A 13,335-nucleotide genomic window follows, 5' to 3' on the forward strand; every position below is an offset into this window, starting at 1 on the left:
AACTGCGCTTCAAACAGTCAAATGGTTTGGTTTACGCTATTTAAGCCCTATTTCCACGGTTTATCAACTGGTCTCATGTCGTGCTTCGATCGCCGGGAGCGATGTTGCTGCATCAGATGGAGGCGAGCCTGTGCGCGCGTAGTGTTAACCAGCAGGTTGCAACAGGGTGATGGATTGGACTGGCCTCGTTGGGCAATTTCGAATGTGGCGGAGCGCACTGGCGGAAGGCGGAGATTTCGATCCGGCCGCGGGTTCCCTCGGAGGTTCTGCAAACTCGCTGAAACCGGCGCACGGTTGTTTTGCCGCGAACGAAGGGAAATTGGTCGGTGAGGATTGAATTTCGGGCACACGTGATCGTGGAGGGATGAAGTGAAGGTCGATCCGCTGGCAAGCACGTACTGCTGTCACGCGCAGGAGTCCTTCGGCCCAGTTGATAGAGCTGGTGTCGTAGCCGTTGTCAACGAGTGGATCTCGGAGACTTTCGAAGCGGGTATCGGGGTCTTCCCCCTGATTTTCGAGATGCGTACCGCTGGTGAGGGTTCGCCTACTGCCTCGTTACACGGACTGGGTGCCGTCGAAGGAATGCGCGTGGCCGACGTGTCTTCGGCGATAGGCGTCGAGGTATTCGACCGGACATTGTTCAAGTATTTCAATGCGCGACGATTCAGTGACCCTCGCGAGATCACTGTCGTCGTTGCGCGCAACATGATCGGCCTGATCTATTCACACATGTTTGGTGACGAGACGGTCTTCATGCCGAAATCAGAACGACTCTTTCTTGCGTTGTCGGGTCTGGATCCGGCGCTTGGTCCGCGCTCTCCCGCTGTGCGCAGATTGTCGAAGCGTCGGATCGTTGCTGCCGGGCTTTTGATGGCGTCGACCAATCCCTTGATTGCCGCGACGTCCCTGAGGCGAATCCTCAGTGGTACAAGTATGTTCCAGCGTGAGGTGGTGAGTCGGCGGGCATCGGGAAACGCAATCTCGTCCTCGGCCGTATCCACGGAACCTGTTCGCGGGTGGTGGCTCTCCGTTCGTTTGGTTGCAGCACCTGGAACCCGTGTGCCTTCCGTGTATTTCTATTGCGCAGTGCTCGCGGCTCTGGAGTGCGGCCCCGACGTCACTCATCACGTGGTTGTCGACCTGCGATCGGCATCGCCCCTACTGGCGAGGACAGGGGGGAATGCGTTCAGTCACATTCCTTTCCGGGCAGATTGGACAGCTAGTAGTCCCCTCGAAGTGGCTTCGCAGGTTCGGTCGAGGATTCGCTCCGGCGAGGCGCTCGTCCGGCGTGCTGCTGGGGAGTTGGTCGGACGGCGCAATAGTCGGTCCCGGGCCGACCCTGATGGCGTGGCGTCCCCGATGGTGCTTGCAACTACAATGTCGTGTTTTCGGGTGCCCGGTGATCGAGATCATGCGTTCAGTGGTGGTGATCTGGCGTTCGCGAGGGGAATGCAGACACTCGAGCCGGCAGTTCTCGCGTCCAACATGCGCACGACGGGCCGCTACGCCGACTGTACATACAGCCATTCGGGCAATTTCGTCGATCTCGAGAAGATGCGTTCGGCCGTCAACGCTGCGGCCGCCTACCTCGGGCTTCGAATCGCGGTCAACACTGGCTCGCACTTCGACTAGAGAAGGTTCGTCTGGAGGAGGTTCTCTCTCTGGAGGAATGCACGAAGGCAACCCCGGCTACTTCGCAGTAAACAATCCTATAGACTGTTTCAGGTGGACTGAGCCGACCGACGGTTTCAATTTGATCTCAGTCTGGAGACACCACGTGTGCAAGGGAGGTGGGGTCGTGGCAGGTCTGAAGCTGCGAGTGCTGTTCAGTGCGGGTGACCAAGTGCTGTCCAGCGTAAGTAACGCGTTGATTCTGTTCGCGATGGCCGGACCGTCCTCCGTCAGTGAGTTCGGTCTGGCGATCCTTGCTTTCTCCATCCTCACGGCTGCGCTCGGATTCGTTCGAGGTGCAGTTGGCACACCCCTGCTGTTGATGAGTGCCCACAGTCGCAACAGGATTCGCGCGGAGAGCAGACATGCGATCTCGGGTGCTGCCACCTTCGGAGTCCTGGTTGGGATCGTTGCCCTCGGAGTCTCGGTTTTCCTTCACGAACCGCAGGTGGGGATTGCATACGCCGTTGCCGCGCCGGTTGTTCTCGCGCAGGATGCCTTGCGGTTCACCGCGATGTCGATGGGAGAACCGGAACACGCGTTCTTCAGCGACGCGTTGTGGGCGAGTGCGGCGTTCGGTGTGCTTGTCGTGACTTGGATTCGACCAGAGGCACTTTCGATCGCAGAGATGATTTGGTTGTGGTCCGTCGCCGGAGAACTCGCACTCGTTTACCTGATGATTCGCGTACAGACGCTACCGCGACTGACTGGTCTGTATCGCTGGTGGGCGTCGTTCTGGACTCATCGAATCCGGTTCGGATTCGAGAGTGGCATCGACCAACTGGCTGCAATCGTGATCGTCGCGGTGTCCACGGCCTTCATCGGAACGGTGGCTGCCGCGTCTTTACGCGGAGCCGTGACCGTCCTGGGGCCGTTCGCCGTGCTGATCAGTTCTCTTCCACTGATCGTCATTCCCGAATCGGTGCGGGCCGGCCATACCGCGCGCCAGGTGTGGAGCACACTGCGTTATGCAGCGTGGCTCACATCTGCGATGGCGGCAACGATCGGATTCGCCGCTCCCTTCCTTCCAGATGCACTCGGCCGAGTCGTTCTAGGTGAGTCCTGGGCCGAGGCTCGCCATGTTCTGCCGTTTCTCGGACTCGAGTACGCGGCGATCTGTTGGATAGCGGGTGTTTACAATCTCTACCGCACTCAAGGAGCCAGCGGACGACTGCTCAAGCTGCGAATTGTCCAGAGTCTCACGGCAATCGTCATCTGCAGCGCGGCCGCGGCCCTCACGGGAACCGCGGTCGGAGTCGCGATCGGGCTGGCGGTCTCGTCCGTCCTCGTTGCGGTGTGCCTGGTGGTCGCTGCCCAACGGAAGCACTCCGGCCGTGAAGACCCCGCGAGCGTGCCGTCCACTGCTGATCGTGCCGAACCAGGCGATCTGCGCCGAACACGAACAGGCGCACTGGCCGGGACGACCACGTGAAAACAATTTCCAGCGGGCGGACAAAGCCTCACGAGTTCGCGGAATTCGACGTCGGGCGGCAGGACTCGTTGATGCCACCGCTGATTGCGATCTGGACCGCGGTGATCATGGTGATCATCGTGCCTTTCGCAGTCGTCGAGTTCACTCCGACACCGCCAGGGCGTGTATGGATGGCGGTACTTGCCGTCACCACGATTTCGGGACTGCGCTATGCGTGGATTGTGGGCGAGGGCTTTCGTCGGCTCGTCGAGATGTCGTTCTGGGTTTTCACCTATGTCTTCATGGGTCTTGCCCCACTTGCCCAGCTCCGCCTGCGAGAGATTCCTCCTACGACGCCCCGAGTGGATCCGTCCCTCAACTCGACAGCGGTGGCTATCGTCCTTCTGGGAATCGGCGGCTTCCTGGTGGGATTAGTGTTCTCCGGAGCGGTGTGGCGTCGAATCAAAGACACGCGATGGGGAAACGCCACAAGCGTGCGTGTGGATCCCGTTCGGGTTTTGATTCTTGCCGGTTGCGCCCTGGTCGCCAACGCGTACTACATCAAGAAACTTGGTGTAGGGACGCTTCTGTCGAGCCGAAGTGCCGTGGTGGAGCAGGCGAGTGCGTCGCTGGGGCAATCCACGGTCGCCAGCATCATCGGCGCCGTCGCGATGATGTCTTTGCTTGTCGCATTCATCGCGGTGGTCAAATACCGTGATCAGAATCCGGGAGCCGATCGTTTGTTTCTTCTCTGCGCCATCGTGCTCGGAGCCGTGCTGTTGTTGACTTTCAATCCGATCTCGAGTGCGAGGTATCTGTTCGGTACTGCAGCACTAGCCGTGGCGGCACTTTTCGGACTCTTCGCGACCCGTGGTCGTTTCCGTGTGGTTGCCCTGCTTGCCGTGGCTGCACTTGTCCTGGTCTTTCCGCTCGCCGATGCGTTCAGGTACAGCACGTCGGCACAGTTCAAGACAAGCTCGCCTCTCGAATCGCTCACGTCTCCGGACTACGACGCATTTGCGCAGGTCAACAACACCGTCAACTTTGTGAATACGCACGGGGTTACCGATGGCAAGCAGGCACTCGGAGTTGTTCTTTTCTGGATTCCGCGGACCATCTGGCCCGGCAAAGCTACGGACACGGGCATCCTGCTCGCGGAGAGCCGCAACTACACGGTCAAGAACCTTTCTGCTCCGTTGTGGTCCGAGCTGTTCGTCAACGGTGGGTGGATCGCGCTGATTGTCGGAATGGTTGCTCTAGGCTTGATCGCAGGGATTCAGGACAGGCGAATCGAACTGTCGCTGCGCCAGTCCAGGGCGCCGACGATCCTTGCCTGCATCCTGCCCTTCTACCTGATCATTCTGCTCAGAGGATCACTGCTGCAAGCGATGTCGTACTTCCTCGTCATCATCGGTTGTGCATTCTTCGTCTCACGGCGGGAGGTGACTCGATGACTCGGACGAACCGATTCTCGTCGAGAATCTCTGCCCGTCGCCCGCTGGAACTCGTGGGCCTTGCTCTGCTGGTGGTACTGGTCGTTTGTGCGACGGCGCTGGCGGTGCGTCAGAATTCGGCTGCCGGAAACGGCCGGTCCGCGCCCTCACAGCAGAGACAACGGTTCCTCAGTTGCCGCCGGACACAGCGCCGGCATCGATGTGGTTCGGCGACAGCTTCACTGCGGGCATCAACGGAATCGGGCTCGGGGCATACCCGAGAATCATCTGCGTCCGGATGGGGTGGGACTGCAATGTCGATGCTCAGGGAAGCACCGGTTTCACCAACGACGGCGCACCCGAGTATCAGGGAACTACAACACGATTCGAGAATCGACTACAGGTGTCGATCGAGCGGTATCGAGCGGACATCATTTTCGTGGACGGTGGGCGAAACGATCTGCACATGAGTCCGATGGATTTGTTTCCCGTCATGACGTCGTACATCGATACCGTCCGGGATGCATGGCCGGATGCGCGTCTGGTGATCATCGTGCCGACATACGTCACACCTGTGCCGTACGACGGATACGACCAATTCGTATCAGCACTGCGAAGTTACGGGGAATCGGTTGCCGCGACCGTGATCGATCCTGTTGCCGACGGTTGGTACGCCGACGTGGACCTCACGACACTGAAATTCGAGGACGGTGTGCACCCGAATGCAGTGGGGAACGCAGTGATTGCTCAGAAACTGGTGGAATCGCTGACCGCCTCCGGTGTGATTCGCGAGGGCGCGCCGAATGGGGGGATTCTGCGATGAACCCGTCCCGCTTCTTCGGAGTCCTTCGTGACAAGTGGGTTGTCGTCGGCATCTCGACATTGCTCGGCCTGCTGGTAGGCGTTCTGCTGACATTGCTCACGCCGACCACTTTCAAGTCCTCGACCCAGCTCTTTCTCACCACGCCAGGGTGGGGTACACCGACCACTCTGGGCAATGCCGATTCGAGCCCTTTCCAAGGTGACGAATTCTCGCAGCAACGAGCGGGTACGTACACGCGTCTGGCGGAGGGTGCCGACTTCTCGGCCCGCGTCGCAAGTCGTCTGGGCGAGAGTGGTCTGCGTGACGTCGAAAGCATTTCGGTTCGCGTTGTGCCCGACACCGTGTTGCTCGAAATCTCTGGCACCACCGACAGCGCAGACCGGGCGTTGCAACTGACGAACGCGGCTTCGGATGAGATGAACGAGACGATCCGGCGACTCGAGACGCCGAGTGGGACTTTGATCCCGACGGTTCAGCCGCTGACTGTCGTCACGGCGTCAGCACCGACGAGCCCGGCTGGTCCGCAGACGATTCCGAACGTTCTTCTGGGGTTGGTCGTCGGATCGCTGGTTGGAGTGACTGGTGTGATCTTGGCTGCTGCGAGGTCGAGAGCAGTTCAGGGTGTCGACGAATTAGCGGCCTGGACGGGTCTACCTGTGCTCGAGTCGATCCCGTACCTCGGTGACAGGGGATTGTCCGCCGAGGAAGGTGCTCAGTCGGCATCGAGAAGTTATTTTGAGAGACTGCAGTTCAACCGAGATCTCATCGGGTCAGGTACGCCCGCGTCACCCGTGCTCGTGACCGCTGCCGACGAGGGGAAGATCAGCAGGTTCGCAGCTGGCGGCATCGCCGATGCTGCTTGCGCTCTGGGGTATTCGGTGGTTCTCGTCGACTGCAACTTCCGATCCTCGCGTGCACATATCGAGTTCGGGGTCACCGACATCGTCATGTCGGACAGCGTCCTCGATGATGTTCTGATCTCGACACCGCTGCATCCGACTCTCCTCCGGAGCGGTTCGCCGACCGAAACTCCGGAGCGAGTCTTCGAGTCTGAGTCGTTCAGGCGCATGCTGCGAGATCTGAGTGCCAGGTTCGACGTAGTGGTTGTTTTCGACTCCGGCGGGACGCAGTACGCCGACTCGGGCCGACTGGCCAAGGTATGCCGTTCGATAATCCTTGTCGTTCAGTCTCATTCGACAAACATGCAGACGGTGATGACGAAGATTCACGATCTGGAAATCGCAGGAGCGAAAATCGAAGGTTCGGTCCTCTTGACGACCACGCGCCGAACGCAGCGAGGGGCAGTGTTGCCCGTGAATCGGCCAGACACAACTGACTCGGTGGCAAGTTACACGCCACGGCGCGACGGAGACACACGCACACAGCGATCTCCAAGAAAGGCGAACACATGAATGCACTCAGCACTGCCGCGCGAATTCTGAGGCGGGGGTGGGCACTACCTGTCTTCGCGGTGCTCGGCTTGATCCTCGGTGCTTTCATGGCCATCTCAAGTCCGTCGTCCTACACGTCGACAACTGTGCTGTTCATCGGCTCGCCGATCAGTGCTGACTCGGCTGGCGCCTACCAGGGCGATCTGTTTTCTCAGCAACGAGCGGCGACCTATGCCCAACTGTTTTCGAGCGACGATCTGGCGGTCAAGGTGATCGACGACCTGGGTCTTCCAATGAGCGGACATGAGTTGGCCTCGCAGGTTTCGGCGGCAGCAGTTGAGAAAACTGTGCTCTTGCAGGTCTCGGTCACGGATTCGACGGCCGAAGGATCGGCCGGTATCGCCAATGCGTATGCGAAGAATTTTGCACAATATGTGGGGCAGTTGGAGACCCCTAACGGTGGTGGCCGTCCGAATACCTCCGTCCAGGTGGTCACCGAGGCCAACGCTGAAGATGCCAGTGGGGGTTCGAATCTCGTGATGACGTCCCTGTTCGGCCTCATCGGTGGCCTGGTCGTCGGCATCGGCGTCCGGGTGCTCCTTGGGCGACTCGACCGGTCCGTTCGAAGCGCTTCCATGCTCTCGGCCGTTGCAGGTGTACCGATTTTGGCGACAGTTCCGGAATCGGCCTCGCGGGGATTTCGCGCGTTGACGTTCCCCGCCGACGGCGCGACCGCCTATGCCGAGTCGATACGCAAGCTCAGGACAGGTATCGAGTTCGCCGGCCCGAGTGCCGACGCGATCCGTTCGGTCCTCATCGCCTCGCCTCGGTACTCGGAGCCTGCGGGGTGCATCGCAGCCGATCTCGCGGTTGTCCTGTCCGAAGCGGGACGTCGAGTGCTGTTGGTGGACGGTGACTTGAGGTCGCCGAGCTTGGATTCATACCTCGGTATCAAGCCGGCAGTCGGCTTTTCCGACGTGCTGGCCGGTGCGATTCCGCTCGTGGACGTGCTCGTTCAGGTACCCGGTCGCTCATTGACTCTGCTGCCCGCCGGCTCGATACGATCCGATTCCGGTGATGCCATCGCATCGGTCTCGGCACGCGAGATGCTTTCGGAAGCCTCCGAGAAATTCGAATACACGATCGTCGTGGGTCCACCGTTGTCGCTCTATTCCGATTCGGCTGTGATCGGCTCAGTCGTCGACGGCGTGGTTCTTGTTTCAACACAGAGTATTTCGTCGGTCGACGAGGTGGAAGGCGCAGCGACCACGCTGCGCGCTGCCGGCGCGAACCTGTTGGGCGCGGTGCTGTCGGGTGTCGGACGGGGTGGCTTGGTCAAGGTCCGCAGCCGTGTGAGTGTGGTGGACGAGCCTGCGGCGAACGAGCCTCCGGTGAATGATGCATCGAATGAACCAGTCGGCGCGTGGCCTCCCGTTGAACGAGGAGCCGGCGCGCAGGTAGTACACGCAGAACCAGGTGTGGGATCGACGGGGAAGAATGAAGTGGACAAGCATGATTCGGGGGATTCGGCCGAATCTCCGGCCGAAGATATGCGCATCGATTTCGACGAATGGGAGCCGGCGGAGACTGAGGGGCGCTACACGCGCAGTGATCTGGACAGTCCGACAGTGGCGATCCCTCGCTCGATGCTCCGCACAAAGGTCGCGCATAAGGCGAACCTCTCGAGTGACGAGTTGCCGACCGATAAGCGGCAGGTAAGATCACTCGGTGGGAACGGCGATTCCGATTCCAGGTCGAATCACCCGCCGCAAGCTTCGGATTCTGTGCAGCAGAATTGAATTGGAATTCGATTTCCAGGTTCGGGATGTCAACGTCACCGGACATTGCGGCGTAAGGCCGTGTGTGAGAAGGGGTGGCTGATTCGGTGAACGCCGATGCTCGAAAACGGAAACGGGTGAGTATCGAAGGTTCGCGGGACAGGAAATTTCGTGCAGTTGCCATCGGCATTGCGCTGGTGTCGTCAGTGCTTCTCGTAGTGGCCGGCCTCAGGCTCTCTGATGGAGTGGACCCAAACGCGAGGGTTGACGCGGCGGTGTCATCACACCCCGCCGTCGAGCTTCCGGACAACGGACAGTCGACCGGCAAAATGGTCTTTGCGCACTACTTCCCGCCGTATCCCCTTTCGATCGACAACCTACCGTCGGGCGAAGACTATTACGCCACGCAGTATCTCAATCCGAACGGTGAACGAGGTTCATACGCCGCATTCGGAGGGTTTCTTCGAGACCGACCGCAACCACGGCCTGTTTCAGCTGACCCACAGTGGAGGCAGCGAGATCTCGAAGATGAAGTGCGGCAGGCAATCGACGCGGGAATCAGTGGGTTCTCGGTTGACATTCTGACGAAGTCGTCGAACCCGTTGTGGTCCTCGTCCGTTCCGTCCCAACTTCTCGCCGCTTCGGCTGCGGTTGATCCTGCGTTCGAGATAATGCTGATGCCGGATATGAACGGCGAACTCGGCACATTGGACCCCGCGAATCTGGCAGGCGAGTTGTCGCAGTACGCGTCATCGCCGTCGGTTTTTCGATTGACGGACAACCGGGTGGTGATTTCGCCCTTTCTTGCCGAGAAACACGACCCGGCGTGGTGGTCGCAGTTTCTCGAAATCATGAAGGCCCGCTACGGGATCGAGGTGGCCTTTGTTCCACTCTTCCTGAACTCCACCACGAATATGGATTCATTCGCGTCGATAAGCTATGGAATGTCGACGTGGGGTGGACGTAACCCTTCCTTCAATCCAGTGACGGACACCGGGATCGGCTCGCCACTGGATCAGGTGAACCGAGCGCACGCTCTCGGCAAGATATGGATGCAGTCGGTCTCGTTCCAGGATGCGCGTCCCAGCCAATCGGTTTTCGACGAAGCGCAGAACACTGGGAATCTCCGAAACACCTGGCAGATTGCGCGCGAATCGGATAGCGAATGGGTGCAACTAATTTCGTGGAACGACTACAGCGAAGGTACGGCGTTTGCACCGAGCGAGGGGCACGGTCGTGCGCTGCTCGATTTGAACGCATATTTTGTCGACTGGTTCAAGACCGGAACGGCACCGGCGATTGCACGTGATATCGCGTACGTCACCTATCGGAACCAGCTGTCGTCCGCGCAACCCGCACTACCCTCGGTATCACCGATGATTCTGCGTGCGGGGTCGTCCCCGGTTCGCGACACGATCGAGGTTTTGACCTTCTTGGTCGAAGGTGCCGAAGTGAAAGTTACGGTCGGCGGTACGACGACCACGTGCAGTGCCGATACAGGGATGGACATCTGCACGGTTCCATCGGCGGTCGGCGCCGTCTCGGTCAGCGTGGTTCGAAACGGGGCGGAAGTGGCTTCGGCGAAGGCACATTCAGACGTCGTGTCCACTCCTGCGGTTCAGAACATGGAGTACCTGGTCGATTCGAGTTTTGGACGATAATCAGCAGTCCGACGGCGGTGACTCGCCTCTGAAGCGCGCTTGGAGCCAGACTGCGGTCTCGGACCCCGGATCCAGATTATTGTGAGTTTGGCCTGCCCTGACGATGTGCTGCACCGAATCGCCGAACGCACAGGCATTGTCGACGGCCTCTTGCACCCACTGCGGGCGGATCGTCTGATCAGCGTCGCCGTTGATGACCAAGAGTGGTCCTCCGGCCGGACGCTGCGGAAGGGCGATCGATATGAGCCAGTCGCGCAAGACTGCTCCGGCCTCGTCGGAGTTCGGCAGGGTATCGGCGGGATTCAGTCGTGATGCTTGTTCGCCGCGTTCTTTCAACACCGGACCCGCACATGCCAGCCACATCGCAGAGTTGCTCGCCAGCGCGCCGTGTAGGTAGTTGCCTGGATCGGTGCCGGGTCGAGCGATGGTCAGCCCAGATACTACGTACGACATCATGATCTGCTGTTCATGCGTCAGCCACTGCGACTGGGCCAAGTCGGCGAGCTTGGAAAGATCTGCCGCCGGAGCCAGCGCTACCGATCCGACAAAATTCAATTCGGGCGCGTAGAAACCGGACAACTCTGCCGCCGCCCATGTCGCCTGCCCGCCGATCGACACGCCGAGTCCTGCCCATTTCCCGGACGTGTCCGGGACCATTTCTCGCGCCGCGCGAACTCCGTCGATCAGGTTGAATGCGCTGGTGTTCGGATCGAGGTACGGGTTGATGCCGCCTGCCGGACCCAATCCTTGGTAGTCGGTCATGACTGCGACGAACCCAAGTTTCATCAAAGGGACGATCGTGCTCGCGTAACCCAGGAGATTGGGGTACATCGAAGGTCCGCACTCCGCAGTCACTCCCGTTGTGCCGTGACCGACGGTGACAACAGACCGCCCGCCGGGTGGTGGATCGCCTTCCGGAACGAAGACGACTCCAGACACGACCGTTGAGCTTCCGTCCATACCTGAAGTTGATCGGTACGTGATCTGGTGGGCAGTCGCGCCCACGTCGGCGATCAGTGGATCGATTTCGTCGAACGCGGACGCACTTTCCAGTTTGCCTCTGGCCGCGACGGCGTCGGCGCTGATCGAGGGAAGAGGCACGGACGTAGGAGTCGGTTTTGAGGGCCCTGTGTGGGCAGTGCAACCGGTCAGAAGCGCCACGGTTGTCGCTGCAACGACTACAAATACTTGGGACGACGTTGTAATTCCGTCCCGGGTAGACGTGCGCATCATGCTCCGAGTCGCTCCTGATCGCGCTTCGACACGGCGAGTTTTCGGTCTCCGAACGCATCGAGTGCAGAGGCAACTATCAACCGGCGGACGCGTTCTCGCGAACTGCGATGGAACAGGTTGTGATCGCCGGAGCCTGAGAACAAGACCTGTGGAGGATTCCTCGATCTCGAAAGACGCGCTATACCTCGTCGGCCTCTGTTCGCCTCGAACCACGCTTCGTCTTCCGGCGAGAGTGACACTGCAGTTTTTGTCCCGCGGCGGGTCAAGGTCCGAAGCATCGACTCGGGGGCATTGACCAATCCGAGGAAACCGAGACCGAGCCACACCGGGTAGGGAACGTACCGCTGAGCTCGTCGTCCGGAATTGCGAATTGTTCTGGCCACGAGGAAAATTCGGTTTGCAACGTCAGACTCCATTGCATCGACGTGTGCTTTCTTCACTGGTGGTCGGCGATTGTTGATCGACCAGTTCACTATGTTGAGAAGCACCACGGACCTTGCGCCGCGCTGGCTTGCTGCAAAGGCGCCCATCCATGCGCCGGAACACATTCCGACGTGCATCCGGCGGGACGGCGGCACGTCGAGAGTGTCGACGAGATCCAACACATTGCGGCGCGCTTCCGGAGACACGATGGGCGTGCTCTCGTCGGTGCAGACCGTGCCGCTGTCTCCTGTGCCCATCCTGTCGAAGCGAATCGAGCGAATACCGTGCGAGGCGAGAGTTCGAGCGGACTCGACCCACAGTCTCGCCGGCCCGATCCGGTGCTCGTTCGCGGTGCTGTGAAAGATCGCTGTGGCAGCGTGGCTCGCGGTCGTGCGGGATGCGGTGGAGATTGCAAATAGTGATCCGGTGGACCGTCGTTCCAATATTTCCCAGACTTCTTCGCCGTCGTCAGCCGTCGCGACATGCGCCGCCGACGTGATCTCTGGATCGACGGAAGTCTTGTCCTCGCCGAATTGTCGCGACACCCAACTCGAAATCCGCTGTATGTCGTGCGTAGGCACCGAGAGTACGAAACTGCTGGGGGAAACGAACTGATTCTGGCGTTCGACGAATATGCGTTCAGCACCGGATCGCTCGAGCATCCGTACCACGCGGGGCGAATCAGCGAATTCAGGGCGAATCGCGGCGAGGACTTTCGTCGACGAACTCGGATCGAACGTGCTGAGGTCAAGTCCGGAAAGGTCATTCACCGCTGCGGAAGCCAGCAGGCCGCCGACGATCGATGTGCAATCGTCGTGGTGGGGGTCGTCGTCGACCGAAACGCGGTACAGCGACGTCAGTTCTCGAACATAGGCCCTACCGGATATGACCGGATCCCACAAGACCATCGCACGTAGGTCGCCAAGTGTATCTACGGTGGACGCGGCCAGTAGGGCCCCTGCACGCAAACCTGCGACGGCAACGGACTCGATACCTGTGCGCCGCACGTACGAAACGGCTGCTGTCACGCTGGCCTGCCAGTGCGCAACTGCTAGCGGGTCATCCTGCCGACCGGATGAATCTCCTTGTCCCTCATAGTCGAAACGAAGAGCGAGGAATCCGTGCTCGGCAAGTTCTTGGGCGAGTTGGCGCAGTCCCCGATAAGCGCTGATGTGTTCCTTCGCGAGGGGTGGACATATGACCACGGCACCACGCACGGCAGCATCCGACGGCAGGTGAACCGAGGCGAACAGTGCCCCATCACCAGGGCCCGGAATCCACGTGTCGATCGTGCGAATCCCGGTCGGTGTCTGGCGGTCGCGGAGGCGCCGGGTGGTGATCGCCAGCAGGGTGGGGTTGGGTGCGTGTAGTGCGGACATCACGGTTGTCATGTTGGCCATCGATTTGTTCAAGGACCTCTCCACACATTGATTCGGCCTGCCAGTTTCGCGTAGTTCTCCGGTTTCCAGAGGATCCGGTAAACTTCCCGCTACAGATAACATACCGCAAGT

General features: G+C 60.0%; 9 protein-coding genes. 7 read left to right on the forward strand and 2 right to left on the reverse strand.

Annotation, left to right across the window (positions count from 1 at the left end):
* Positions 1-369: 369 nt before the first annotated feature.
* The 7 genes from ABIE52_RS30770 to ABIE52_RS30800 all read left to right on the forward strand — a co-directional run bounded on the left by ABIE52_RS30770 (position 370) and on the right by ABIE52_RS30800 (position 10,168).
* A complete protein-coding gene (locus ABIE52_RS30770; protein ID WP_007728853.1) occupies positions 370-1,632 on the forward strand; it encodes a hypothetical protein in 1,263 nt (420 codons plus the stop codon).
* A gap of 166 nt (positions 1,633-1,798) precedes the next feature.
* The gene (locus tag ABIE52_RS30775) at positions 1,799-3,103 is read left to right on the forward strand and encodes an MATE family efflux transporter (protein ID WP_192712312.1); all 1,305 of its coding nucleotides are present in this window, start codon (positions 1,799-1,801) and stop codon (positions 3,101-3,103) included.
* Positions 3,100-4,536: an oligosaccharide repeat unit polymerase gene (locus tag ABIE52_RS30780; RefSeq protein ID WP_007728850.1), complete on the forward strand. Its 1,437-nt coding sequence runs from the start codon at positions 3,100-3,102 to the stop codon at positions 4,534-4,536. Before ABIE52_RS30775 ends, ABIE52_RS30780 begins: the two co-directional genes overlap by 4 nt.
* Before the next feature lie 172 nt (positions 4,537-4,708).
* Positions 4,709-5,338 (forward strand): SGNH/GDSL hydrolase family protein, encoded by a 630-nt coding sequence (locus ABIE52_RS30785; protein WP_354541568.1) that lies wholly within the window; start codon positions 4,709-4,711, stop codon positions 5,336-5,338.
* The gene (locus ABIE52_RS30790; RefSeq protein WP_007728846.1) at positions 5,335-6,750 is read left to right on the forward strand and encodes a capsular exopolysaccharide biosynthesis protein; all 1,416 of its coding nucleotides are present in this window, start codon (positions 5,335-5,337) and stop codon (positions 6,748-6,750) included. The genes ABIE52_RS30785 and ABIE52_RS30790 overlap by 4 nt, the downstream gene beginning before the upstream one ends.
* Entirely contained in the window at positions 6,747-8,528 is a 1,782-nt protein-coding gene (locus ABIE52_RS30795) for a tyrosine-protein kinase domain-containing protein (protein ID WP_192712313.1), read from the forward strand. Before ABIE52_RS30790 ends, ABIE52_RS30795 begins: the two co-directional genes overlap by 4 nt.
* Positions 8,529-8,782: 254 nt before the next feature.
* A complete protein-coding gene (locus tag ABIE52_RS30800) occupies positions 8,783-10,168 on the forward strand; it encodes a glycoside hydrolase family 71 protein (RefSeq protein WP_230587543.1) in 1,386 nt (461 codons plus the stop codon).
* On the opposite strand, the gene ABIE52_RS30805 is transcribed toward ABIE52_RS30800, so the two are convergent.
* Together ABIE52_RS30805 and ABIE52_RS30810 are read right to left on the reverse strand one after the other, a co-directional pair.
* Complete coding sequence (locus ABIE52_RS30805) at positions 10,169-11,269, reverse strand: lipase family protein (RefSeq protein ID WP_192712314.1); 1,101 nt, start codon at positions 11,267-11,269, stop codon at positions 10,169-10,171. It lies immediately after the preceding gene.
* Positions 11,270-11,397: 128 nt separating this feature from the next.
* Positions 11,398-13,236: a serine aminopeptidase domain-containing protein gene (locus tag ABIE52_RS30810; protein ID WP_178377323.1), complete on the reverse strand. Its 1,839-nt coding sequence runs from the start codon at positions 13,234-13,236 to the stop codon at positions 11,398-11,400.
* Positions 13,237-13,335: the final 99 nt, after the last annotated feature.

It is taken from the genome of Rhodococcus sp. OAS809, from assembly GCF_040546695.1.
GTDB lineage: Bacteria > Actinomycetota > Actinomycetes > Mycobacteriales > Mycobacteriaceae > Rhodococcus_F > Rhodococcus_F qingshengii.

Bases quoted from the DNA above. Each gene is read 5' to 3' on its own strand.
- ABIE52_RS30790 (WP_007728846.1), top strand. From the start codon at position 5,335: ATGAACCCGTCCCGCTTCTTCGGAGTCCTTCGTGACAAGTGGGTTGTC.
- ABIE52_RS30795 (WP_192712313.1), top strand. From the start codon at position 6,747: ATGAATGCACTCAGCACTGCCGCGCGAATTCTGAGGCGGGGGTGGGCA.